Below are 26,049 nucleotides of genomic sequence, written 5' to 3'. Positions count from 1 at the left end.
AATAGAATAATAACTGCATGTTTAGTGAAGTAAAAGGAGGCAAAACAAGTGGCGGAAGAAAAGAAAACTTTTTACATAACCACACCAATTTATTACCCGAGCGGTAAGTTGCATATAGGGCATGCGTATTCGACAGTGGCAGGAGATGTCATGGCAAGGTATAAGCGGATGCGCGGTTTTGATGTGATGTATTTGACAGGAACGGACGAGCACGGTCAAAAGATACAGAAAAAGGCCGCCGAAAAAGGCGTAACACCGCAGGAGTATGTCGATGAAATCGTCAGCGGCATCCAGGATCTTTGGAAAAAACTTAAAATCAGCAATGACGATTTTATCAGGACCACTCAAAAGCGCCATGAAGAAGTCGTCCAGAAAGTATTTGATCAGTTAATACAGCAGGGTGATATTTATTTGGACGAATATGAAGGCTGGTATTGTACGTCTTGTGAATCTTTCTTCACTGAACGTCAGCTTGTGGACGGGCATTGTCCCGACTGTGGCGGGCCAGTGGATAAAGTACGGGAAGAGTCCTATTTCTTCAAAATGAGTAAGTATGTCGATAGACTTGTGAAATATTATGAGGATCATCCTGATTTCATTCAGCCAGTGAGCCGGAAAAACGAGATGCTGAACAACTTCATCAAACCTGGCCTGGAGGATTTGGCAGTCTCTCGTACAACGTTTGACTGGGGCGTCAAAGTTCCAGGGGATCCGAAACATGTCGTTTATGTTTGGGTAGATGCTTTGATTAACTATATTTCCGCATTGGGATATGGCACTGAACATGATGAAAAGTTTCAGAAATACTGGCCGGCCAATGTTCATTTGATGAGCAAGGAAATTGTCCGTTTCCATACTATTTATTGGCCGATCATGTTAATGGCATTGGATCTGCCGCTGCCAGAGAAAATTTTTGCGCACGGCTGGATTCTGATGAAAGATGGCAAAATGTCGAAATCCAAAGGGAATGTTGTCGATCCGGTCTCCCTGATCGACCGTTATGGGTTGGATGCGCTTCGTTACTATCTATTGCGGGAAGTACCATTCGGCCATGATGGCGTGTTCACTCCTGAAGGTTTTGTAGAGAGGACAAACTTCGATTTAGCCAATGATCTCGGCAATTTGCTCAATCGTACCGTCGCTATGATCAATAAATATTTTGATGGGGTGATGCCAGCATACACCGCTTCTGAGACAGAAGTTGACAAATCGCTGGAGAGCTTCATTTCCGAGACGGTCGAACAAGTCGAGGAGAATCTGGAAAATATGCAGTTCTCTGTCGCTCTTAGTTCTTTATGGCAACTGATCAGCCGGACGAATAAGTATATCGACGAAACAGAACCTTGGAAGCTTGCGAAAGATGGTGCCAATCAGGAACGGCTTGGTAATGTGATGGCTCATTTGGCAGACTCCCTGCGAGTGATCGGTGTAATGCTGCAGCCATTCATGACAGAGGCGCCTGCTGAGATTTTCCGTCAGCTGGGTATTCAGGATAAGCTGTTGACAGAATGGGACAGTATCTATCGACAAGGCCAAGTGGCATCCGGTAAGGTTGAAAAAGGTAAACCAATTTTTCCTCGGCTTGATGTGGAAGCTGAAATCAAAGCCATTAAAGAAATGATGTCTGGTCCTGCTGCAGATAAGCAAGGGAATGCTGTCGAAACAGCTGAGAAAAAGCCGGAAGTCACGTATGATGATTTTATGAAAATGGACCTGCGTGTTGCAGAAGTTGTCAAATGTGAGAAAATGAAAAACGCTGACAAGCTGTTAAAGTTTCAGCTTGACCTCGGTTCTGAGAAAAGACAAATCATCTCTGGTATAGCAAAGTACTATGAGCCAGAAGAGCTGATCGGTAAAAAAGTGATCTGTATCATTAATTTGAAACCTGTAAAACTACGTGGAGAAATGTCTGAAGGCATGATTTTATCTGGGGAGGATCCAGAAAGCGGAAAATTGGCAGTGGCCATTGCCAATCAGTCATTACCTAACGGTTCAGTTGTAAAATAGCATGCAAAACATCTGTTTCTCCACTTTCCGTGGAGGAGCAGATTATTTTTTACGATCTTTTCATAATGGTACCTGGTTTACCTGAATGGCCTAGACTTGACCACAAACGCAAGCTTTTTCAAAACTTTTGGTATACAGGAAAAGCCTAAATGATCCAAATTTGGAGGTCAGCCGGAAGGGAACATAATGAGGCGAATATGACAAAAAAGGAGCGTTGTCCATGTTATTTGATACACATGTGCATTTAAATGCGAGAGATTTTATGAAAGACAGAGAAGAAGTGATCCATCGGGCTTTCGAAAATGGGGTGAAGTATATGAATGTCGTCGGATTTGACCGTGAAACGATCCCCTTGGCGATTGAAATTGCCGAGCAGTATGAAAATATATACGCATCCGTCGGTTGGCATCCGGTCGATGCTGTAGATATGACAGCGGAAGATCTGAAGTGGATTGAAGAGCTCTCCTTCCATCCCAAAGTGGTCGCTATTGGTGAAATGGGGTTGGATTATCACTGGGATAAGTCACCAAAAGATGTGCAGGAAAAGGTGTTTCGTCAACAAATCAGACTAGCTAAAAAAGTGAATATGCCGATCATTATCCATAACAGAGAGGCGACAGAGGATATCATCCGCATTCTTCAAGAAGAAAATGCTGACGAGGTAGGCGGGATCATGCATTGTTATAATGACGATGTGTCACACGTGCAGGCGTGTCTGGATATGAACTTCTATATTTCCCTCGGTGGTCCTGTCACATTTAAAAATGCGCCCTTGCCGAAAGAAGTGGCTAAACAGGTACCACTTGATCGTCTATTGGTTGAAACCGATGCGCCATTTTTAGCTCCGCACCCTAATCGTGGGAAAAGAAATGAACCTGCCTATGTGAAATTAGTAGCTGAACAAATCTCTTTACTCCGTGAAATGAATTTTGCCACTTTAAGTGAGCAGACAACAAAAAATGCCAGGAACATTTTTAAGCTTGGATGATGGTTAAATCGTTTGAAATGGAAAAAAATGTTAATTTTTTTCAACTGAAATGTCGTTCATATTACAAGAAAAAAACATACATGGATAATATGCATAAAATCCTTTTATATCAACGGTTTAAAGTGGACAAAACAAAATAAAATTTTTGGCAGGACTTGCTAAATGTAACCAAACTGTAATTAAACCGTAATCGTAATAGCTTTGACAGTGCCATAAGTCTGTTTATATAATCAACACGATTAAAGGAGGCAATGTGCATGCGAATTTTTCTAAAGCAATTGTTCGCGTCAAAGCTGAAAATTACGATTTCCAGTCTTGGGATTATTGCATTATTGGCATTCTCGGGAATCATGATTTTTCAGATGACAAAGGTTGAAGTGGCTTTTGCGGAAGACGGGGAAGAAAAAATTATCCAAACACATGCAAAAACAGTTGCTGAACTTCTTGAAGAATTGAACATTACACCAGGGGAACATGACGCCTTGTCACACCGGTTGAACGAGAAGCTTGCAAACGGCATGAATATTGCATTCACAACTGGAAAAGACGTCACATTAACAATAGACAATCAAGATCAACATTACATAACTACAGCAGGAACAGTCGGCGAGTTTTTGCAAAACGAAGGGTTGCAGCTATCTTCGCATGATGAGGCGACATTTGAAGAATCAGATGAAATTGAAGATGGCATGCATTTGAAGTTGGCTAAAGCTTTTCAGATCATCATCAATGATGGCGGTAAAAAAAGAAAAGTATGGGCCACTGCAAACCAAACTTATGGGCAGGTACTCGCAGATAATGACATAGCATACAAGAATAACAGCGATGACAAAATGAATAATAAGCTGGATGACCATGTGAAAAAAGGCAAGGATCTCACTATCACACGCATTGCTTATGCGTATAAAGAGAAAGAGATCACTGAACCATTCGATACGGTCAAGAAATATGACGACAGTATTGACAAAGGCACAGAGAAAGTCACACAAGCTGGCAAAAATGGTCTTAGTAGGGTTAAATACAGGGTGATGAAGAAAAACAATAAGCATGCGGATAAGGAAATGGTCTCTAAAGAAACATTGAGGCAGACGCAAAACAAGATTATCGTCATTGGAACAAAGGAACCTGAAGCAACGGTGGCACAAATGAGCAACAAGCCGGAAAACGTCAAAAACAGTGAAGAGAAAAAGCCGGAATCAGCTGCTAGTAGCAATAACAATACAAAAAAAGTTCAAGCAGCTAGTGAACGGACGGAGCCATCGGCTTCCAAAAAAACGCTTACCATGTCTGCTAGCGCGTATACCGCCAATTGTGGCGGCTGCTCGGGTTTTACAGCGACAGGAATAAATCTGAAATCAAATCCAAATGCGAAGGTGGTTGCTGTGGACCCTAGCGTTATTCCGCTTGGTACAAAAGTATGGGTGGAGGGTTATGGGGTCGCAGTTGCAGGAGATACAGGCGGCTCCATTCAAGGAAACCGTATCGATTTGCATGTGGCGTCAAGCAGCCAGGCACATGCTTTTGGCACACGCACAGTAACCGTAAAAATTTTAGATTGAATGAAATATATGCTCTTGCCATGTTATAGTGGTGAGAGCATATTCTATTTTAAAATCTTTTATTGTCTGATAAATTAACATACATTACCACTGAAAAAGTAATCCTTTAGAAAAAACACTGCATTTCTCAAGGGTTTTTCGCGCTAGCAGGTGATTCGGCAAGATTGACCAGATGGTGATAGAGAAGAGGAAGATTGGTGAAAATCAAAGAAATCATCGTTGTGGAAGGAAAAGATGATACAGTGAAAATAAAAGCAGCTGTCGATGCTGATACTATTGAGACCAATGGTTCTGCTATCGACAGGGAGACATTGGATCGGATCCGCCATGCAAAGGAAAAACGCGGTGTGATCATTTTTACGGATCCAGATTACCCTGGTCAGCGCATCCGAAGCCTGATTGAACAGGCTGTGCCAGGATGTAAACATGCCTTCTTAACCAAAGCACAAGCCCGCGCAAAACGTCCTAAAGGGAAAAGCCTTGGCATCGAACATGCTACGGCAGAGGCTATCCGCCATGCGTTGCAGGGTGTATATGAACCAGGGGAGGAACGCGTGAGTGATATCACCCAGGATGATTTGCTTGCTTTAGGCCTTGTAGGGGGCACGGGATCAAGCAACCGCCGCAAACAAATCGGAGAAATGCTGAAGATCGGGGATACTAATGGCAAGCAACTGTTGAAACGGCTGCAAATGTTTCAAATTACAAAGACACAGCTGGCAGAAGCCGTCGATTCGCTAAAACAGGAGGACCACCATGACTGATAAACGTTTTATAGCAACACCGAGCAGAACAAAAGAAATACTTCAGAAATATCACTTCACATTCAAAAAAAGCTTGGGACAAAATTTCCTGGTGGATGCGAATATTTTGGTGAATGTCATGAAAAAAGCAGGTATTGATAAAAAATGTGGAGCAATTGAAATCGGTCCCGGCATAGGTGCGTTGACGGAGCAGCTTGCCATCCATGCCGATCAGGTCGTGGCATTCGAAATTGACCAGCGTCTGTTGCCGATTTTGAAAGATACCCTGCAGGATTATGAGAATGTCCATATTATTCATGAAGATATTTTAAAAGCAGATATCCAATCGGTGATGGGTGATCACTTCCATCCTGGGCAGCCTGTGCATGTGGTGGCGAATTTACCCTATTACATCACGACACCAATTTTGATGAAGCTCCTGCAGCAGCATTTACCTATCACCAGCTTGACGGTCATGATGCAAAAGGAGGTGGCCGACAGGATGGCAGCTGAGCCCAATTCCAAAAGCTATGGTTCACTCAGTATCGCTGTGCAATACTATACAACGGCTAAAGTATTGGCAAATGTTCCCAAGACTGTTTTTATGCCGCAGCCCAATGTAGACTCCAGTATACTTCAGCTGACGATGCGTGAGACATCACCGGTGATGGTAAACGATGAGACGTACTTTTTTCAATTTGTCCAGGCCTGTTTTGCGCAGCGAAGAAAAACATTGCGCAACAATCTTATTTCTTTCTTCAAACAACGTATGCCAAAAGAAAAAGTGGAAGAGGTGCTGCAGCAATCAGGCATTGATGGCGGCAGAAGAGGTGAATCACTGCATATGGAGGAATTCGCTTCACTTGCCAATACTTTTTGGAAGAAAGAACAACAAATCGTCTGATGCTGAAAAAACAACCAGCGGACTCCTGTAAAGCACGCTGCCCGCACGATTTGGGCCATGCACGCATTATTCTAATCGCACATAGTGTATGGTATTAAGCCTAAGAATGGCGAGCGGGGTGGAATAATGAAGGCTGTAGATGCTTTTTCTGCAGGTGAATTGGTTACCAGGATTTCTCACCAGCATGATTTGCTTTTTCGCGTCGCCTCTATGAAACAAAACCAAGCAGTATTACATGGTGAAGATATGCGTTTGCTTGCCGATGCACCGTTGGAAGACTTGGTTAAAATACAAGCAAGAGATTTGATCAAACGCGAAAAGAAACAGAAAGAGAAAGAAGACTATTCCTTTCGTCTATTCCGTCAGGACTACCAGCTGATGAAGGAAAAGCGTGATTACCAGGCAAGTGACGGTTATCAGTATGCCCAATACTTTCAGCTTCCTGCCAATGTTCTCCATTTGGATGGGGATCAAATGTATTTGCGTAAATGCATTGAACTTTATCAGCGGATTGGTCTGCAGGTACATGGTGTGCACATTCATGAAAAAGACATGCCGCTTCGCATTGGGGAATTGGTAAAGAAGATTCAGCCAGACATTATTGTCATCACAGGTCATGACTCTTATTCAAAAGGAAAAGGTGAAAAAAATGATTTGCGGGCATACCGGCATTCAAGATATTTCGCGGAAACCGTCCGTGAAGCGAGGGCAATCGCTCCGAATCTGGATCAACCGGTCATATTTGCAGGTGCATGCCAATCTCATTTCGAGTCTTTGATCAGAGCGGGAGCCAACTTTGCAAGCTCACCACTGCGTGTGAATATCCACGCCCTTGATCCGGTTTATATCGTCGCCAAGATAGCATATACACCATTTATGGAAAAGGTAAATGTATGGGATGCCCTTCGCAATACATTGACCAAAGACAAGGGTCTGGGAGGGATTGAAACGAAGGGGATGCAGCGTACAGGCATGCCGTATATGCTGGAAGAAGAAGAGATGAAGCAAGATGATGAAGAAGAGAATATCAATTTGGGTGAATAGAAAAATACTGTCTTCATCCGGAGCCAGAGCCAGAACCGTCCAGTCATATGTATATTATTTGTACATTGACGGTCGGAAGAAGGTCTGGCTTTTTTTCGCTGGAATAGCCTCAAGCCGTAAAAAATAAAAACGAGACATACACAGAGTAATGCTGCGAAAATATAAGCTAAAACATGCAAAAGCATACATAATTTGTTAACAACTGAAAATAATATGAGAGAACTTAGTATTTTGTTGTTGACATTAAAAACCATACCTTGTTATAATATATGTTTTTATTTGACTTTAAAACAAGCATGTGGTATAGTTAAAACAGTGAGGTGGAGTGTAGTGGCTAAAACATTACTCGAAATTAAGCATGGTCTTGAAGGTCAGATAGGCAAGCGATTGCGTTTGCGCGCAAACGGCGGCAGAAGAAAGACAGTCGAGCGAAATGGTGTACTGGCAGAAACGTATCCTGCTGTTTTCATCGTCGAACTTGATCAGGACGAGAACTCATTCGAACGTGTTTCATACAGCTATACAGATGTTTTGACCGAAACGGTTGAATTAAGCTTCATCGATGAACGACATAAAAAAGCTGTTTCCGAGTAGCGAAGCGATTTGCTGCTCGTGTTTTTTACCTGATTTTATTTGAAAATTCCGCATATAAAGGTGTTAATTTTTCCTTTTTTGTATACATATGGTGAGGGTATTTCATTGCGTTACACATAAACTAAGTATGTCGTAAAGACGCATCTGCAGAAAGGGGAGATTCTTTCATGGCCAGACGTGGGATAATGTCGGAGCAGTTGAAAGAAGAGATAGCAAAGGAAATGGGTATTTACGACACGGTGCAGAAAGAAGGATGGGGCGGCATCAGAGCAAGAGATGCCGGGAATATGGTCAAAAGAGCGATTGAAATAGCGGAAGAAAGTATGAAACAAGGCAGATCCTAATCAGATCTGCCTTGTTTTTCTGTGATTCGAATACATAATACTTTTGGTAATCATGAATGACAAAGCAGACAACCGATTTCACAAATTGTAAACAGGGCATATTTTAACCCACTGCAACCGGACAAGGAATCAGGCTGTGAATCACTTCCACCTTCTATCCGCTATCAGTCGCCTCACCTTTTTGAATGTGATACAATCTCTTTATATAAAGTAGGTGACGGATATGGCTGTTTTTGAAAAAGCACCAGCAAAAATCAATCTTTCTCTCGATGTTTTATATAAACGCCCGGATGCTTATCATGAGGTCGCCATGATTATGACTTCGATTGATTTATATGACCATATTGAACTTACACCTATACAGTCGGATAGGATCGAGGTCACATTATACAGCAGATATGTGCCAAATGATGAGCGGAATTTAGCATATAAAGCTGCAAAAGTGTTTAAAGAGCGATACAGGATAAGAGCTGGCGTGCATATAAATATTGAAAAAAACATTCCTGTCAGCGCGGGGCTCGGAGGAGGCAGCACTGACGCAGCTGCTGTTCTGCGGGGGTTGAATGAAATGTGGCAAGTGGGTGCTTCCTTGCATGAACTTGCAGAACTGGGTGGCGTCATTGGTTCAGATGTCCCGTTTTGTGTGTATGGGCATACTGCCATTGCTACTGGAAGAGGAGAAAAAATCAGGCATTTGCCTTCGCCTGTTCCCTGCTGGGTGATATTAGCAAAACCGGATATTGGAGTATCGACAGGAACTGTTTTTAGGCATGTGGATTTGAAATATATCAGACATCCGAATACAGAAAAAATAATGGCTTCCCTGTACCATGGCGATTTCATGCAGCTTTGTGAAAATATCGGCAATGCACTGGAAACAACAACGATGGGATTGCATCCGGAAGTGCAATACATCAAAGAGAAGATGGTGCAAGCCGGTGCGGCAGGGGCATTGATGAGCGGCAGCGGGCCGACCATTTACGGGCTTGTACAGCAGCAAGGTAAAGCGCAGAGAATTTATAATGGCATGCGTGGTTTTTGCCAGGAAGTCTTCATGGTGCGTACCCTTGTCTGACCTTGCTTAAAAGGGAATAATAGTGGTATATTAAATGCACGAATAGTTGTATGACTTAGAGGTGTGGCAATGAAACGTTTCAATCGGATCGCAGCAATGATGAACTATTTGCTGGAACATCCCAGAACCCAGGTGAACCTGGAATATTTTGTGAAAAAATATGATGTCTCCAAGGCAACTGCCAGTGATGATCTCAATGTTGTCGACAGCACGTTCCAGGAAGAAGGCTTGGGAAAGCTGAGACGTGTCATCGGTCCTTCTGGTGGTATCCAGTATATTCCGGAGCTGAGCGCGGAGAAAAGCTTGGAATATGTAGAGAGTCTTTGCAGCAATCTGTCGGACCCTACCCGCATACTGCCTGGTGGATATTTGTATATGACAGATATTTTGGGTGATCCTTTCTGTGTACGAAAGATCGGCCAGATTATTGCATCTGTATTTGCAGATAAGCAAATTGATGTGGTCATGACAGTGGAAACTAAAGGTATCCCGATTGCTTATGCAGTCGCATCGTTTTTAAATGTTCCTGTCATTATTGTGCGGCGTGATCCTAAAGTGACGGAAGGATCCTCTGTCAGCATCAATTACGTTTCCGGATCCTCCCGGAAAATCCAGACAATGGTCATGACAAAAAGAAGCCTGCGTGAAAATATGCGTGTATGTATCGTTGACGATTTTATGAAGGCAGGAGGAACCATCAATGGCATGATCAGTCTTGTGGAGGAATTCGAAGCAGAAACTGCGGCGATTGCTGTACTGGCGGAAGCGGATGATGAGGAAGAAGACAGGGTAATCGAAAATTACACTTCTTTGATAAAAATTTCCAATGTCGATATCAGACACAAAAAAATCAATGTACAGCCAGGGAATTTTTTGACAGATAAGAAATTATCATTGGAATAACGGACAAGCATTCCCTAGTTCGTTAGCGAACACGATAGAGTCTCCTTTAGGGACTCTTTTTTTGTGAGGTAATGTTTGTTAAAATCAGCAAACTTCGATGTGTAGTTGGTCTTATTTCTACCATTTTCAAAAAAGTAAGTATAAATTTAAACTTTTTTCAAAATTAAGCAGGATTTCCAATTCTTTTGTAGAACATGTATAATAGGTTCTTTTTTTTGGCAGTGGAAGACATGAAAAAATTCTTGTTTCCTGCTGCATAAGTACAGCTAAGTCATACATCATAGGCTTGCTGAATGCCAAGATTAAAAAAGGGGTGAAACAGCATGGAAGTAACTGACGTCAGACTGCGCCGTGTCCATTCTGAAGGAAGAATGCGGGCGATTGCCTCAATTACACTTGATCAAGAGTTTGTGGTCCATGATATTCGGGTGATTGATGGGAATAATGGTCTATTTGTGGCTATGCCGTCTAAACGTACTCCAGATGGAGAATTCAGAGATATTGCGCATCCGATCAATTCTAATACACGGGGTAAGATCCAAAACGCTGTATTAGAAGCGTACAGCCAAGCGGGTGAGCAAGAGGTAGAATATGAGGAAGCGGGCGCTTCCTGAATATGGGCATCCAGAGGTCTAATCTTATCGCAGATTAGCTCTCTTTTTTTATAGGTAAGAGAGAATGACCTCTTGCAAAATCTCCTTCTGACACGGAGGGCAGCTGTTCTTCGCCAACCCCTTATTTTGCAGTAAAGCGAAATGGGAGAGGACACAGGTTAAAATGGTTATTTTACGCAGCAGCGACAGCCTCTCTTTTTATGGAAGTACAGTTTTAATTAAGAAACGTGCGACTTTGTTATAGAATTACAGGTACGGTAAAAAATCACTGTTAACTATTGAAATAGGGATTTTTTTGATATATATTCGTAAGTGTTGCCATTTTTTATGATGGCATTGAATTTACACTAGTCAGTATACATAGTTTAGAAAAGGCTATTGAGATAAATCCACTCGAAGGAGGTGGGATCTGATTGTTTTAAAGCGGATTACGGTTAGTGTGTGCTTTGGAATGATCAGGCTTCATCATGAAAAAACATTATGCAATTGTGCTTGCTGCAGGACAGGGAACAAGAATGAAATCCAAATTGTACAAAGTCCTGCATCCAGTGATGGGTGTGCCGATGGTGAAGCATGTACTGCATGCCATCAAAGGTGCGGGGATGGATGAAATTGTGACAATTGTCGGTCATGGAGCTGAAGAAGTCCAGGCCTATATCGGCGAGGAAAGTGAATTTGCCGTCCAGGAAGAACAACTGGGAACCGGGCATGCTGCTGTCCAAGCGGGCTCACTTTTAAAAGGAAAAGCTGGTACGACGCTAGTTGTGTGCGGAGACACACCACTGATCGAGCAGGAAACGTTTCAAAAACTGATTGCCCATCATGAAAAATCAGGTGCCAAAGCGACCATTCTGACGACAGAAATGCCTGATCCTGCTGGCTATGGCCGAGTTGTGCGCGATGCAAAGAATGAAGTGGAAAGAATTGTGGAGCATAAAGATGCAAGTGAGAAAGAACATCGCATCAAAGAGATAAACACAGGTACATACTGTTTTGACAACGAGGCATTATTTACCGCTTTGGAGAATTTGTCCAACGATAATGCGCAGGGTGAATATTACTTGACTGACGTGATTGGCATTCTGAAACAGGCAGGAAAAAAAGTAGAAGCATACGTCACCCCTGATGCAGATGAAACCCTTGGTGTCAATGACCGAATTGCGTTAGCGGAAGCTGAACAAACAATGAAAAAACGTACAAACATAAAACACATGAAGAATGGTGTGACAATCATTGACCCGGATAATACCTACATCGATCCGCGTGCATGCATTGAATCTGATGTGACTGTATACCCTGGAAGTATCATCCGTGGAGATTCTGTGATTAAGTCAGAAGCTGTAATCGGTCCAAATACCGAAATCAGCAATTGTCATGTCGGCAGCGGGACAGTAGTGAAGCACAGTGTTGCAGCTGACAGCCTTATTGGAGAGAATGTCCAAATAGGTCCTTTTGCACATATCAGACCGGAATCGGAAATCGGCAACCACGTGAAAATTGGTAATTTCATGGAAATCAAAAAAGCCAAACTTGGCGAGAATAGTAAGTTCTCGCATTTGAGCTATATCGGAGACGCACATGTAGGAAGCAATGTGAACATCGGTTGTGGTACAATAACAGTGAACTATGATGGCAAAAACAAGTATTTGACCACTATTGAAGATGATGCATTCATCGGATGCAATTCAAACTTGGTAGCTCCTGTTACTGTAGGAAAAGGGTCTTACGTAGCAGCAGGATCAACGATCACAAAAGATGTACCTGCAGAGGCGCTGTCGATTGCACGCAGCAGACAGTCAAATAAAGAAGGCTATGCCACCAGATTAAAGAATCGAAAAAAAGACTAACGGAGGGTATTATTCATGGCATCTACTTACAAAGACAAGTCTTTGAAAGTATTAACGTTAAATTCAAATCGCAAATTGGCTGAGGACATCGCCAGCCACATTGGAACAACACTGGGAAAATGCACTGTATCGAGTTTTAGTGATGGAGAAATTCAAATCAACATCGAGGAGAGCGTCCGTGGTTATGATGTATATGTCATACAATCAACTTGTTCGCCGGTGAACAAGCATATCATGGAACTGCTCATCATGATTGATGCCTTGAAACGTGCCTCCGCAAAAACAATTAATATCGTAATGCCATATTATGGCTACGCAAGACAAGATAGAAAAGCGAGATCAAGAGAGCCTATTACAGCAAAATTGATTGCGGATCTGCTGCAGACTGCTGGCGCAAGCCGTGTCATTTCCTTGGATTTGCATGCACCGCAAATCCAAGGATTCTTTGACGTACCGATAGATAATTTACAGGCAGAGCCGTTGCTCTCGAATTATTTTGAGGCAAAAGGATTGGATGACGTCGTCGTGGTATCGCCGGATCATGGCGGTGTGACACGTGCAAGAAAAATGGCGGACAGGCTTAAAACGCCGATCGGCATCATTGATAAAAGACGCCCGCGGCCGAATGTTGCTGAAGTCATGAATATTATCGGAAAAATCAAAGGAAAAACAGCTATCCTGATCGATGATATTATCGATACTGCAGGCACCATCACTCTTGCAGCCAATGCGCTAATTGAAAGTGGAGCCAAAGAAGTGTATGCTTGTTGTACACACCCGGTGTTGTCGGGACCAGCGATTGAAAGGATTGCCAATTCCAAGATTAAGGAACTGGTAGTGACTAATACAATTCCGCTCCCTGAAGAAAAATTGATCGACAAGGTTACACCGCTATCCATCGCACCATTAATTGGAGAGGCAATCATCCGTGTGCACGAAAAGAAATCAGTTAGTAAATTGTTTGAATAATATCCGTTGATGTGGTTTGGCCCGGCTGCCATACAGCCTTTCTTATTTGACAGTGCACATAACGATGTTTAAATCGGTATATTTTAGGGAATCTAATGTATTGAACGTTTTTGCTGTATCGCGTATGAATTCATGTTGGAGAGAAAAGCTCTAGCGCCCGTTCAGAAATGTACAAACCGGAAAGCTTCTGGGGTCTGCGAATACTCGCCCCACCGTAAAGATTTGCATGAGATAAAGGAAACACGATAAGCTGAAAGCGAATCGGTGTTGACTTGTCGTAGAAGGAAGCTTGAAATTTACTCGTTGCTGGGTGCTAAAGCTGGACATTCTAAAATAAATAAACCTGTAAACAGGGTTATGATTAATGGAGGATGATTTCATGGCAACAACATTGAAAGCAGTAAAAAGAGAAGATCATAAAGGTTCAGCTACAAGAAAATTACGGTTAAATGGACAAGTTCCAGGCATTGTTTATGGCAAAGAAAAAGGAAATACTTCCATTTCGCTGGACAGTTTGGAGTTGATCAAAGCAGTCCGCGATGATGGGCGTAACGCGATATTCAAGCTGGCAGTAGACAGCGGACAGCCGTTGGAAGTGATGCTGCATGACTATCAGATGGAACCTATCAAAGATGAGCTGGTCCATGTGGACTTTTACATCGTTGACATGAAAGAAGAAATGGATGTGGAAGTCGCTTTAGTACTTACAGGGGAAGCCCCTGGCGCAAAAACGGGCGGAGTTTTACAGCAGCCGCTGTATGAGCTTCAAGTAAGGGCTAAGCCGAAAAATATACCGGAAGAAATAACTGTAGATGTTTCACAGTTGGAAGTCGGAGATTCTATTTCTGTCGCCGACTTGCCGATATCGGATAAATATGAAATCACTGATGATCCGGATACAACGATTGCAACTGTTCTCGCTCCTGATACAATTGAAGATGTAGAGGAAGCTCCATCAGAAAATGATGAGCCGGAATTAGTTGATCCGGATGCAGAAGGAAAAAAATAATGCAAGAAATGCAGCAACCCTCCCGAAAAACGGGAGGGCTTGTTCTGCATGAACACGAAATAGAAGAGGAAGAAATAAATGAAATGTATTGTTGGTTTAGGTAACCCAGGCAGGAAATACCAGCAAACCCGGCATAATATCGGGTTCATTACAATCGATGAATTGCTTCATAGAAACCAATGGCAACTGGAAAAAGAAAAGTTCAATGGATGCTACACTATTCAGCATTTGGAGGGTGAAAAAGTACTTTTGCTGAAACCGCTGACGTTCATGAATCTGTCTGGAGAAGCAATACGCCCGTTGTTAGAATACTATGATATTTCCACAGAAGATCTGCTTGTGGTTTATGATGATTTAGATTTGCCGACTGGGAAGGTAAGACTTCGCCAAAAAGGCGGGCATGGCGGTCATAATGGTATTCGTTCGACAATTGACCAGTTGAAAACGAAGGATTTCAATCGTCTCCGTATTGGCATTGGAAGACCGGCTAACGCTATGCCTGTTGTGGATTATGTATTAGGCAAATTTCAAAAAGATGAATTGGATCGTGTTGTCAGCGGTATCAAACACGCTGCGGACGCATGTGAGGCATGGATGAAAAAGCCTTTTGCGCAGGTTATGAATGAATACAATCAGTAGACGCAATCCGAATGTGCAGTCTTGAATGCCCCTTGTCTTCATATGTATAATTAACCCCTTTTCGGTTAAGCTATAAAAATAGCTGAATCGAGGAGGATATGATACAATATGGCAATTGTCTATTCGTGCAGGCATTGTAAGCATGTCATCGGAAAAATACAAAACGAGGAAGCGGATATATCGATGCTAGGGTGGGATCGTCTCTCAGCTGCTGACAAAGAGTCCATGATCCAATATCAAGATAATGGCGACATCCAGATACAAACGATTTGCGAAAACTGTCAGCAATCACTAATCAAAAATCCGCATTATCATGAGCTGGATTTTTTCATACAATAACAGGTTCTTCAGGAGCTTAGCTTTGGTTGCGCAACCAAAGCATTTTTGCGCTATGCCTCACGGATTTAAACAGGGATAGTTGTTTTAATATTATGAAAACCAAAATGAAAGCAATCCATACTGATAGCAATTTTTAAGCATCTTGAGATGCAGGTTTTAATGGGGGATTGAAATGGAAGGCATTAATCAATATTTACGTTCAAAAGAGGATATCCGTTCAATTTTGGAAGGAATTGAAAGCGGTATGGGCGAACAGATGGTGGCAGGTCTTGCCGGATCTGCACGTTCACTGCTCGTTTCCATCATACAGGAATCCAGCAATCGCCCGATATTGCTGATTACTTATCAATTGGCACAAGCTCAGCAGCTTTATGATGATCTGTCTGTCTTTGCGGGCAGTGAAGATATTCACTTATATCCAGTCAATGAGATGATCGCGTCAGAAATCGCTGTTGCAAGTCCCGAATTGAAGAGTCAGCGGATAGAGGCATTGACGGAATGGACCCAACGGAAATCGGGAATTTTGATCGCTCCTGTAGCAGCGGTCAAACGTTTACTCCCACCAATGGCTTACTGGGAAAAATACCAGCTTGATTTTACTGTTGGAAATGATATTGCGGTCGACACCTATTTGAATGCATTGGTCGACATGGGTTATACACATGCATCTATGGTGACATCACCCGGAGAATTCAGTCGCCGGGGAGGCATCATCGATATCTATCCGGTGACTGAGGAGCACCCGATTCGCATCGAATTATTCGATGAAGAAGTCGATTCTATCCGATACTTTGATGCGGAGACTCAAAGATCGCTTGAACAACTGAAAGAAATTACTGTAGGTCCTGCAACAGAGCTGTTATTATCCAAGGAAGATATTTTATCCGCTACCCAGAAGCTGGAAGAGGCGCTTGCTGCGACATTGCAAAAGCGAAAATCTTCGGAAGAAAAACAAATTCTATCAGAAACGATTGAGCAGGATCTTAGTCGTATGAAAGATTTTGAACATTTTCAGGAGATGAACAAATATATCGGTTTTCTTTATGATAAGCCGGCTAGTTTGCTAGATTACCTATCAAATGACGGACTGGTCATTTTGGATGAAATGGGCCGGATTCAAGAATCAGCACAAAATCTAGACCATGAGGAAGCGGAATGGTACAGCAGTTTACTGGAGAGCAGTAAAATGGTGAAGGACAGTCGTTTTTCTTTTGACTGGCAAACTGTTATGGATAAAATGTCGGGGAACAGGCGGATTTATCTATCCGTTTTTTTGCGGCATATTCCGAACACAAGCCCACAGAATATCATTAACTTATCAGGAAGAGTCATGCAGGATTTTCATGGCCAAATGCACTTATTTAAGAGTGAGTTAAAGCGCTGGGAAAAAAGCGGTGATTCTGTCGTTATTTTAGTAAGAGATGAAGAGCGGATGGAAAAAGTCCAATCCATTTTACAGGACTATCAAATAGAGGCAGATATATCAAAAAACTTACATCTCCCTGTTGAAAAGCCGACAATCACGATTGGCAATATTTCTTCAGGGCTTGAGATGCCGATCCACAAGCTTGCAGTTATCACGGAAAATGAATTGTTTAAAAAGCAAATGAAACGTCCGCGAAAGCGACAGAAGATGTCCAATGCTGAAAGAATCAAAAATTACCAGGAACTGAAAGTCGGCGATTATGTCGTCCATGCCAACCACGGCATCGGGCGCTATTATGGTGTAGAAACCTTGGATGTAGCCGGGCGTCACAAAGATTATATGTTAATCAAATATGCAGGCGATGATAAGCTTTTTGTGCCAATCGATCAAATAGACCTTGTACAAAAATTCGTCGGTTCAGAAGGAAAAGAGCCCAAACTATATAAACTTGGCGGCAGTGAATGGACGAAAGTCAAACGTAAAGTACAATCCTCTGTAGAAGATATCGCTGATGATCTGATTAAGTTGTATGCGGAGCGGGAAGCACAAAAAGGGTTTGCATTTAGTGAAGACGGTGAGCTGCAACGCGAATTCGACAGCTCCTTTGCTTATCAGGAGACAGAGGACCAGCTGCGATGCATTGAAGAAATCAAACAAGACATGGAAAGAGAACGTCCGATGGACAGACTGCTTTGCGGGGATGTCGGATATGGAAAGACAGAGGTTGCCATACGCGCTGTTTTCAAGGCAGTTGCCGATGGAAAACAAGTGGCTGTATTGGTTCCTACAACCATACTGGCACAACAGCATTATGAGACATTTCGCGAGCGCTTCATGGATTATCCTATCAATATCCATCTTTTAAGCCGTTTCCGTACACAAAAGCAGCAAAAAGAAACAAAAAACGGTCTGGAGAATGGTTCAGTCGATATTGTGATTGGCACGCACCGCATTCTTTCCAAAGACATCCATTACAAGGACCTTGGTTTACTTATCGTGGACGAAGAGCAGCGTTTTGGTGTAAAGCATAAAGAGAAAATCAAGCAAATGAAAACGAATGTCGATGTGCTGACGCTGACAGCCACGCCAATCCCACGGACATTGCATATGTCAATGCTTGGGGTAAGAGATTTATCGGTTATTGAAACGCCGCCGGAAAACCGTTTTCCAATCCAAACCTATGTGTTGGAATATAACCCCATCCTTGTCCGTGAGGCCATCGAAAGGGAAATGGCACGAAACGGTCAGGTATTTTTCTTATATAATCGTGTCGAAAGCATTGATAAAATTGCGCGTGATATCGGCATGCTCGTACCGGAGGCTAAGATTGCGATTGCCCATGGCCGAATGAATGAGACTGAACTGGAAAATGTCATGATCGGGTTTTTGGAAGGAGAATTTGATGTTCTGGTAAGCACAACTATTATCGAAACTGGCGTGGATATTCCCAATGTCAATACACTAATCGTTTATGATGCGGATCACATGGGGCTGAGCCAGCTTTACCAGCTTCGCGGACGTGTCGGACGATCCAACCGGGTGGCATATGCTTATTTTACCTATCGAAAGGATAAGGTGCTCACGGAGGTTGCTGAAAAACGCTTGCAGGCCATTAAGGAATTCACTGAACTTGGTTCTGGCTTCAAGATTGCAATGCGGGACTTGTCCATTCGTGGTGCTGGAAATCTGCTTGGCTCTCAACAGCATGGTTTTATCGACTCTGTCGGCTATGATATGTATTCACAAATGCTTAAAGAAGCGATTGATGCGCGCAAAGCCGGAAAAGATATTGAAGCAGCGACACCTTTTGAACCCGAAATCTCTTTGAAAGTGGATGCTTATATTCCAGAAGAATATATTGCTGATGAAAAGCAGAAAATCGACATGTACAAAGCTATCCAGAATATCGCATCCGAAAAGGACGCTACAGAGCTGGAAGGCGAGTTGCTGGATCGGTTCGGAGACTTTCCAGAGGAAGTAAGCAATTTATTGGCAGTATCCAAATTGCGCTGGATTGCGAAAGAACAAAAAGTAGCTACGATTGTGGAGAAAAAAGATAAAATTGAACTGTTGCTCACTGCAGAAAGAAGCAGTCATATCGATGGCGCGAAATTATTTGAGCTGGCCAATGAATACGGACGCAATATCCAGCTAGGCACGGAGAACAGCCAGTTGAAAATCACGTATCGTTCTTCTGCTAACAAAGCTACACAGCGGTATGATGTCATTCAAAAATTCATGGCTGATTTGGAAAAAGTTGACCGTGATTCATAGAAATTGCCAATTTCATGCATACTTCCCGATGCTTGATTTATACTACTTAACACAAATGGTGTTTTTTTCCCAAATAGAAAGAAACAGGCAAGCAGGCCAGTAACCGGGCATAACAATCGCTTATGATCTTGGATTCGCTAAGCTGATAGTGAACGCCTTTGTTACAAATGCAGTAAGGGAAAGGGTTCTTATACTTTCCTTTCTGCCAAAAAACACCAAACGTGTTGTTTTGCTTCGAAGTGCACAACTAGCAAACATCGTAGAGATCATCATCGGAAAGTGAGGCTTTATAACATGAAAGCAACAGGAATAGTCAGACGCATTGATGATTTGGGCAGGGTGGTTGTACCAAAAGAAATCAGAAGAACATTGCGTATTCGTGAAGGGGATCCTTTGGAGATTTTCATTGATCGTGAAGGTGAGGTCATTTTGAAGAAATACTCCCCGATCCATGAATTAGGAAGTTTTGCACAAGAATATGCAGAGGCTTTATTTGATTCACTCCATTTTCCAACATTGATTTGTGATCGGGATGAGATTATCGCTGTCAGTGGGGAATCCAAAAAAGATTATTTGAACAAACCTATCGGCAAACAACTTGAACAGACAATGGAAAGCCGCAATGCAGAGACCCAAACGGAAAAAACGGGGATTGAAATAGTTGAAGGAAAAGAAGTGGATTTGACTGGATACACAATTTGTCCAATCATCGCAAGCGGTGATCCAATTGGCTGTGTCATGATGTTTTCCAAGGAAGGGAATGCTGTGGGTCAAACGGAACAAAAAGTTGTGGAGACAGCAGCAAGCTTTTTAGCGAAACAAATGGAATAAAGCTATAAATAGACAAGCCATAAACCGGAGTCTTCCGGTTTATGGCTTTCCTTGTATTATATATACCAAACAAAGAACGGTTTATTCCGTAAAGCAATATGAGGTGCCGGCATGATAGTTGCTTTTCTATTGGCAGCCCTATGAGGAGATCACAGAAACACCAAAAATGAGATCGCCAAGTGTGCTATAATGAGACTAAATTTTCATTAGATTGGATAAGACATTTTTATGCATAAACATGACACGAATACTTTCGTCAGAGGTGCATTGCTTTTGGCGCTGGCAGGTTTTATCAGCAAGGTACTCAGCGCTGGCTATCGCATACCATTACAAAATCTCACTGGTGATATCGGATTCTATATTTATCAGCAAGTCTACCCCATTTTAGGTATAGCCACGGCTTTGGCATTGTATGGCTTCCCTGCCGCAGTATCCAAAATCGCTGCTGAAAAAAGAGCTGCCGGCAAAACACTATCTTTTGCCAACTTTTTCGCACCTGTCGGAATGATTTTGTTTGTATTCAATGGCGCAATTTTTTTGATGCTATGGACGCAGGCAGATATATTTGCCGAATGGATTGGCGACCGCAGGCTGGTTCCGGCTTATAAACTGGCTGGTTTCATATTCCTGCTGCTGCCACTTCCTGCTATACTGCGTGGCTGGTTCCAAGCTCAGGAAGATATGAAACCGACAGCATTTTCTCAGGTTATCGAGCAATTGGTGCGTGTCGGTATTATCATCACAGCTGCAATTTGGATCGCAAAAGGAAATGCCGATCTGTATCATATCGCTTCTGCGGCCGGAATAGCCGCTATATGTGGTGGTGCTGCAGCTGTGATAGTGCTGTTTACATTTTATCGAAGAAGTAAAATGCCACCAGCTGTAACAATCACGGAGAAAATTGATTGGAATGGTTATTTTCATTCGATACTATTGTTTGGTATTGTGCAAGCCTTGACACATATGGTTCTGCTGATTATCCAGTTTGCCGATACGTTCACATTGCTTCCTGGTTTGATGGATCACGGGTTTTCCAAACTGGAGGCGATGGAGGAGAAGGGAATTTTTGACCGCGGGCAGCCGCTGATCCAATTTGGTATGGTGATGGGTTCTTCATTTGCTCTCGCCCTTGTCCCAAATATGGCTAAGTCACGTTTGCAGGAACATGAAACAGTATTCATGGAAAGTGTCAGGACAGCTTTATCTGTCGGATTCTATATTGCTGCAGGCGCGTCAATCGGTTTGATATTATTGTTTCCGGAAATCAACTTACTCTTATATCGGGACGTATCTGGAACCTATAGTCTGCAGTTTCTGATGCTGGCAGTCGTACTCAGTTCCCTGGCGATTACGGGTTCCTCCATATTGCAAGCGCTTGGTTATGTCAAACAGACAGCAATCTTTATTCTTATTGCTTTTATCTGCAAATGGGCAGCCAACCATGTTTTTGTCGTGTGGTGGGGGATTACCGGGAGCGCACTGGCAACGGTCTTAGCATTAGCTTTATTATGCATATTGGTCATGAGTGGGCTGAAGCAGCGGCTTCGCGGTTTTTCCTGGGTTCGGCAAATTTACTGGCAAGCTTTTTTTACTGCTTCTCTTGTGATGGCAGGGTTTATTTTCTTATGTAAACACCTGTTTCCGCACATGGATACACTAGCTCGGTGGCAACAGTTTTGTTTGCTTATGCCAGTCATTGCAGCCGGAGCTTTGCTGTACGGCGGGGTGTTAGTGAAGATGAGGGCATTCTCACAAAAAGAACTTGAAATGTTGCCATTTGTTTCGCGTTTTTACCGAAATAAACATGATTGAAACGCTAAGGAGGATAACATGTCACAAATTGAAATCATTGGACTGGGCGCTGGTGATATCGATCAGCTGCCATTGGGGATATATAAAAAATTGCTCCATGCAAAAGGGGTGGTCTGGGCGCGAACATTGGACCATCCAGTAATTACGGTACTGGAAAAAGAAGGCATAACATTTTCCTCATTTGATGACGTCTATGAAGGGGAAGATGTTTTCGAAAGTGTATATGAGAAAATAGCGGGTATCCTATTGGAAAAATCCCGGGAAATGGGAAAAGTCGTCTATGCTGTTCCCGGCCATCCAATGCTTGCCGAAAAGACTGTCCAGCTGCTACTGGAGCAGGAGGATGTTTCTGTAACGGTTGCGGGAGGACAAAGCTATTTGGATGCACTTTTCACTTCTTTACAAATCGATCCAATTGATGGATTTCAATTTGTCGATGCGACCAATTTTCAGCGCAGTGAACTGAATTACCGAACAAACATCGTGTTTTGTCAGGTGTATGATGCTTTTGTTGCCTCAGACGTCAAACTGACATTGCTTGAGGACCTTCCAGCCTCTTATGAAGTAACAGTCATTGAAGCTGCCGGAAGCGCTCTGGAAAAAAAAGTGACCGTGCCGCTGGAAGATTTGGACAGAGTGATGGAAATCAGCAATTTAACGAGTGTCTATATACCCGCTGCTCCAGCAGGACTTCTGCACCATACTTTTGGAAGTTTGCGGGAAGTCATACATATTTTGCGCGCCCCTGGCGGATGTCCTTGGGACCAGGCTCAGACACATGAAACGTTAAAGGAATATGCAATAGAAGAAATCTATGAATTGATTGATGCCATTGATGAAAAAGATGATGCAGGTATGATTGAAGAGCTAGGTGATGTCTTGCTTCAGGTCATGCTGCACAGCCAGATTGGGGAAGACGAAGGCTATTTCACTATCGATGATGTTATCCAAAGTGTGACAGATAAAATGGTCCATCGTCATCCACATGTTTTCACTCCGGAATCAGGTGAACAAAAGGACTGGGATGCTTTAAAACAGGAAGAAAAAGGAAAGAAAGTTCGCAAATCCTTGCTTTCTGGAATCGCAAAATCACTCCCAGCATTATCCAAAGCTTACCAGCTGCAGAAAAGAGCTGCGAAAGTCGGTTTTGACTGGGAAAACGCGACTGATATTTGGGATAAGCTTGAGGAAGAAATCCGGGAGGTAAAAGAGGCCGTTGATAATGGAAATGTGAAAGAAATAGAAAAAGAGTTCGGCGATATATTATTTGTCCTTGCCAATTTGACAAGGTATTATAAAATCAATCCGGAGTTCGCGCTTCACACAAGCAACCAAAAGTTCATCAGCCGTTTCAATTATATTGAACAACAAGTGAAAGCACGCGAGCGGAGCTTACAAGAAACTAGCTTGGAAGAAATGGATAAATACTGGGATGAAGCAAAAGAAAGAGAGTGATGATGTATGCGTTTGGATAAATTTTTGAAAATATCACGCCTGATTAAGCGTCGGACGTTGGCCAAAGAGGTTGCCGATCAGGGAAGGATCAGCATCAATGGCAAACAGGCGAAGGCGTCTTCGATTGTCTCTGTGGGTGACGAATTGGTTATTCGCTTTGGTCAAAAACTGGTAACAATCCAAATAACAGCATTACGTGAAACCGTAAAAAAAGACGAAGCGCAAGAATTATATCAAATCATTAAAGAAGAAAAAGCTTAACAGAGACAGGTTGAAGTTCCCTGTATCCATGTACAGTTTTTAGCCGGGAGATTTGCCTAATAGAAGGTTCTATACTTGTCCTTTCCATCATAAAGTAGTACGGATAAGGAGGACGAGTATATGAATTATTATGATAAAGAAGTGAGAAGCCCGGTGGAAAAGGAACATCAGTTGAAATTGCATAATCGAAAGCTTTTGGAAATCACTGGTGTCAAAGAGGTAGACAGCTTTGATAATGAAGAGTTCCTGCTGGAAACAGTGATGGGTTATCTTATCGTGCGCGGCCAGAATTTGCAGTTGAAGAACCTTGATGTAGGTGAGGGCATTGTATCCATAAAAGGTAAAATATATGAAATGTCCTACGTGGATGAAGGCGGTCAGGAGAAAGCTAAAGGATTCTTTAGCAAGCTGTTCAAATGATGCAGCTGAGTGTCCAGCTGACAACAATGGCTGCCATGGTAATAAGTGGAATTTATCTTGGGGCTGTACGTGATACATTCCAAAGAATGGCCTGGCATTGGAAACAACGTACTATTTTCAAATATGTAATGGAAATCAGTTTTTGGCTGGTGCAAACGTTTGTCGTTTACTATGTGTTGTTCCTCGTCAATTACGGGGAGCTGCGAATGTATATTTTTCTCGCATGCCTGCTTGGCTACGCAATGTATCAGGCGTTGCTGGCCAAGCTTTATCGCTATGTGCTGGAAATGCTGATCAAAGCTCTCAAAGCCATTTATCGGTTCATTTATAATATTATCAGGACGTTCATCTATATACCGATACGTTTTTTGGTGCATACTTTGATTGTTTGTGTATTATTTTTGCTGCAAATCACTTATACTATCATCAGATTTTGCTTAAAAGTCGTGTTTTTCCCGCTGATTTGGCTGGCAAAAGTCATATACAAGCATCTTCCCGAAAAATTTAAAAAGATTTTCCCCAAATTTGCAGGAGTTTATAGTAGAATAAAGAATATATATAGTAGGATCAAGCATTTTTTCATATCAAGGAGAAGGAGGTAACATTCATGTCGGAAGAGAAAAAGCCTGTGACCAGACTTGAATCAGTCTACATGAAGCAATATGATGCGCAAATGCTCAGACAGAAAAAAAAGCGTCAGCGCCTGATTCGCAGGCTTGTTCTGTTCATTGTCGTGTTCATGCTCGTTGCCGGCTCCTTGGCTGCATATCATTTTAAACAAAGAAGCATACGAGCTGAAAAAGTGGACGAGTATCATGAACTTCAGCAGAAATATGCGGATTTGCAAAAGAAAGAGCAAAACCTCAAAGAGGAAATCAAGCTGTTGAATGATGATGACTACATTTTGGATATTGCCCGTACGAACTATTTCTTTTCCAAAAAGGGAGAAGTGATATTTAAAAACGAGCAAAAGGACCCATCTTATTGACACGCTTTCATCTTCTTAGCTATACTATATAGAGGTAAGTATTTTTTTAAAATTTAAGGAGGAGCATTTTCTTTATGTCAATCGAAGCAGGCAGCAAGCTGCAAGGCAAGGTAACGGGAATCACTAATTTTGGTGCTTTTGTAGAACTTGAACAAGGCAAGACTGGCCTTGTCCATATTAGTGAAGTCGCCGATAATTATGTAAAGGACATTCATGATCATTTGAGTGTCGGAGATATGGTCGAGGTAAAAGTCATCAATGTGGAAAAAGACGGTAAAATCGGCTTATCCATTAAAAAGGCGAAGGATAAACCGGTAAGACAAAAAAATCCAAGACAACGTTCAGAGTCTTTTGAATCCAAAATGAACCGCTTTTTGAAGGACTCCGAGGACCGTTTAGCCTCCCTTAAAAAGCACACGGAATCCAAACGTGGAGGTCGAGGTGCTAGAAGAGGATAGCAGCAGCTGTCTAATTGGAATGCTCTATATTATATATACAAAGCAGATACCTCACAGGGTATCTGCTTTTTTTCAGGTTACAGGGTGAAAGAATAATCTCATGAAAGACATTCATTCTACACAAGTATGCAACATTAATATACATTCCGATTCTTCCCACAATACTAAAGCGATATAACAGTATGGTAGTCCAATAGAGAGGAAGGTGTGCCAGTTGTTGGCAAGCACTTTTTATCCAATAAAAAAACATCTCCATGCAAAACAACCGTTTTGAAAAGAGATGCTTATATGATAGCGGCGGAGGGGATCGAACCCACGACCTCACGGGTATGAACCGTACGCTCTCGCCAGCTGAGCTACGCCGCCAAATTTGCCAACAGAAATTATCATACAACAGGCGGTACAGCTTGTCAATAGAGAAATTTTAAGTTCTCCCTTTTTCTTCAAATCTTTCATATCACACTTCATATAGCCGGGTGGGCAGGCATCTGAGTCCTCTTTATAAAGTAATGTAAGACGTATCGCAATAGCAAAACCGCATTTTCC

Annotated in this window: 25 protein-coding genes and 1 tRNA gene; 25 read left to right on the top strand and 1 reads right to left on the bottom strand. The window is 42.5% G+C overall.

Going from position 1 to position 26,049, the window contains the following annotated elements; translation table 11 throughout:
• Positions 1–48: 48 nt before the first annotated feature.
• From metG to ACFSMW_RS06210, 25 genes are all read left to right on the top strand, one after another.
• The gene (gene metG, locus ACFSMW_RS06330) at positions 49–2,007 is read left to right on the top strand and encodes a methionine--tRNA ligase (RefSeq protein ID WP_390354065.1); all 1,959 of its coding nucleotides are present in this window, start codon (positions 49–51) and stop codon (positions 2,005–2,007) included.
• A 220-nt stretch (positions 2,008–2,227) separates the two neighbouring features.
• A complete protein-coding gene (locus tag ACFSMW_RS06325; protein WP_390354063.1) occupies positions 2,228–2,995 on the top strand; it encodes a TatD family hydrolase in 768 nt (255 codons plus the stop codon).
• Positions 2,996–3,252: 257 nt separating this feature from the next.
• Complete coding sequence (locus ACFSMW_RS06320; protein ID WP_390354061.1) at positions 3,253–4,554, top strand: ubiquitin-like domain-containing protein; 1,302 nt, start codon at positions 3,253–3,255, stop codon at positions 4,552–4,554.
• A gap of 197 nt (positions 4,555–4,751) precedes the next feature.
• A complete protein-coding gene (rnmV, locus tag ACFSMW_RS06315) occupies positions 4,752–5,318 on the top strand; it encodes a ribonuclease M5 (RefSeq protein ID WP_390354059.1) in 567 nt (188 codons plus the stop codon).
• Positions 5,311–6,201, top strand: coding sequence for a 16S rRNA (adenine(1518)-N(6)/adenine(1519)-N(6))-dimethyltransferase RsmA (gene rsmA, locus ACFSMW_RS06310; RefSeq protein WP_390354057.1), 891 nt, complete (start codon positions 5,311–5,313; stop codon positions 6,199–6,201). The genes rnmV and rsmA overlap by 8 nt, the downstream gene beginning before the upstream one ends.
• A 126-nt stretch (positions 6,202–6,327) precedes the next feature.
• Positions 6,328–7,245 (top strand): sporulation peptidase YabG, encoded by a 918-nt coding sequence (gene yabG / locus ACFSMW_RS06305; RefSeq protein WP_390354055.1) that lies wholly within the window; start codon positions 6,328–6,330, stop codon positions 7,243–7,245.
• 330 nt (positions 7,246–7,575) lie between these two features.
• Positions 7,576–7,839, top strand: a complete 264-nt coding sequence (gene veg, locus ACFSMW_RS06300) for a biofilm formation stimulator Veg (protein ID WP_390354053.1) — start codon at positions 7,576–7,578, stop codon at positions 7,837–7,839.
• A 167-nt stretch (positions 7,840–8,006) separates the two neighbouring features.
• A complete protein-coding gene (locus tag ACFSMW_RS06295; RefSeq protein WP_390354051.1) occupies positions 8,007–8,183 on the top strand; it encodes a small, acid-soluble spore protein, alpha/beta type in 177 nt (58 codons plus the stop codon).
• A 223-nt stretch (positions 8,184–8,406) separates the two neighbouring features.
• On the top strand, positions 8,407–9,258 hold the full coding sequence (ispE, locus tag ACFSMW_RS06290) for a 4-(cytidine 5'-diphospho)-2-C-methyl-D-erythritol kinase (RefSeq protein WP_390354049.1): 852 nt from the start codon (positions 8,407–8,409) through the stop codon (positions 9,256–9,258).
• Positions 9,259–9,327: 69 nt separating this feature from the next.
• Positions 9,328–10,161: a pur operon repressor gene (gene purR / locus ACFSMW_RS06285; protein ID WP_390354047.1), complete on the top strand. Its 834-nt coding sequence runs from the start codon at positions 9,328–9,330 to the stop codon at positions 10,159–10,161.
• 323 nt (positions 10,162–10,484) lie between these two features.
• Positions 10,485–10,775, top strand: a complete 291-nt coding sequence (gene spoVG, locus ACFSMW_RS06280) for a septation regulator SpoVG (RefSeq protein WP_390354046.1) — start codon at positions 10,485–10,487, stop codon at positions 10,773–10,775.
• A 467-nt stretch (positions 10,776–11,242) separates the two neighbouring features.
• Positions 11,243–12,622 carry a bifunctional UDP-N-acetylglucosamine diphosphorylase/glucosamine-1-phosphate N-acetyltransferase GlmU gene (glmU, locus tag ACFSMW_RS06275; RefSeq protein WP_390354044.1) on the top strand — a complete coding sequence of 460 codons (1,380 nt, stop codon included), beginning with the start codon at positions 11,243–11,245 and terminating at the stop codon, positions 12,620–12,622.
• A gap of 15 nt (positions 12,623–12,637) precedes the next feature.
• Entirely contained in the window at positions 12,638–13,591 is a 954-nt protein-coding gene (locus ACFSMW_RS06270; protein WP_390354042.1) for a ribose-phosphate diphosphokinase, read from the top strand.
• Between the two features lie 379 nt (positions 13,592–13,970).
• The gene (locus tag ACFSMW_RS06265; protein ID WP_390354040.1) at positions 13,971–14,600 is read left to right on the top strand and encodes a 50S ribosomal protein L25/general stress protein Ctc; all 630 of its coding nucleotides are present in this window, start codon (positions 13,971–13,973) and stop codon (positions 14,598–14,600) included.
• Positions 14,601–14,678: 78 nt separating this feature from the next.
• Positions 14,679–15,239 carry an aminoacyl-tRNA hydrolase gene (gene pth / locus ACFSMW_RS06260; RefSeq protein WP_390354038.1) on the top strand — a complete coding sequence of 187 codons (561 nt, stop codon included), beginning with the start codon at positions 14,679–14,681 and terminating at the stop codon, positions 15,237–15,239.
• Positions 15,240–15,347: 108 nt separating this feature from the next.
• A complete protein-coding gene (locus tag ACFSMW_RS06255; protein WP_390354036.1) occupies positions 15,348–15,578 on the top strand; it encodes an anti-sigma-F factor Fin in 231 nt (76 codons plus the stop codon).
• A gap of 172 nt (positions 15,579–15,750) precedes the next feature.
• Positions 15,751–19,278: a transcription-repair coupling factor gene (gene mfd, locus ACFSMW_RS06250; protein WP_390354034.1), complete on the top strand. Its 3,528-nt coding sequence runs from the start codon at positions 15,751–15,753 to the stop codon at positions 19,276–19,278.
• 294 nt (positions 19,279–19,572) lie between these two features.
• Positions 19,573–20,109, top strand: a complete 537-nt coding sequence (gene spoVT, locus ACFSMW_RS06245) for a stage V sporulation protein T (protein ID WP_390354032.1) — start codon at positions 19,573–19,575, stop codon at positions 20,107–20,109.
• A gap of 228 nt (positions 20,110–20,337) precedes the next feature.
• Positions 20,338–21,921: a putative polysaccharide biosynthesis protein gene (locus ACFSMW_RS06240; RefSeq protein WP_390354030.1), complete on the top strand. Its 1,584-nt coding sequence runs from the start codon at positions 20,338–20,340 to the stop codon at positions 21,919–21,921.
• An 18-nt stretch (positions 21,922–21,939) separates the two neighbouring features.
• The gene (gene yabN / locus ACFSMW_RS06235; RefSeq protein ID WP_390354028.1) at positions 21,940–23,376 is read left to right on the top strand and encodes a bifunctional methyltransferase/pyrophosphohydrolase YabN; all 1,437 of its coding nucleotides are present in this window, start codon (positions 21,940–21,942) and stop codon (positions 23,374–23,376) included.
• Between the two features lie 6 nt (positions 23,377–23,382).
• Complete coding sequence (locus ACFSMW_RS06230; protein WP_390354026.1) at positions 23,383–23,637, top strand: RNA-binding S4 domain-containing protein; 255 nt, start codon at positions 23,383–23,385, stop codon at positions 23,635–23,637.
• Positions 23,638–23,757: 120 nt separating this feature from the next.
• Positions 23,758–24,057 carry a sporulation protein YabP gene (gene yabP, locus ACFSMW_RS06225; RefSeq protein ID WP_390354025.1) on the top strand — a complete coding sequence of 100 codons (300 nt, stop codon included), beginning with the start codon at positions 23,758–23,760 and terminating at the stop codon, positions 24,055–24,057.
• On the top strand, positions 24,054–24,659 hold the full coding sequence (gene yabQ, locus ACFSMW_RS06220; RefSeq protein WP_390354024.1) for a spore cortex biosynthesis protein YabQ: 606 nt from the start codon (positions 24,054–24,056) through the stop codon (positions 24,657–24,659). The genes yabP and yabQ overlap by 4 nt, the downstream gene beginning before the upstream one ends.
• 5 nt (positions 24,660–24,664) lie before the next feature.
• Positions 24,665–25,045: an FtsB family cell division protein gene (locus ACFSMW_RS06215; protein ID WP_390354023.1), complete on the top strand. Its 381-nt coding sequence runs from the start codon at positions 24,665–24,667 to the stop codon at positions 25,043–25,045.
• A gap of 74 nt (positions 25,046–25,119) precedes the next feature.
• Complete coding sequence (locus tag ACFSMW_RS06210; protein ID WP_390354022.1) at positions 25,120–25,503, top strand: S1 domain-containing RNA-binding protein; 384 nt, start codon at positions 25,120–25,122, stop codon at positions 25,501–25,503.
• A 292-nt stretch (positions 25,504–25,795) separates the two neighbouring features.
• Here ACFSMW_RS06210 and ACFSMW_RS06205 read toward each other — a convergent pair.
• Positions 25,796–25,869 (bottom strand) — tRNA-Met (locus ACFSMW_RS06205).
• Positions 25,870–26,049: the final 180 nt, after the last annotated feature.

This window comes from Tigheibacillus halophilus, from assembly GCF_042683165.1.
GTDB lineage: Bacteria > Bacillota > Bacilli > Bacillales > Amphibacillaceae > Tigheibacillus > Tigheibacillus halophilus.
This window is presented reverse-complemented; position numbering and strand designations above follow the sequence as displayed.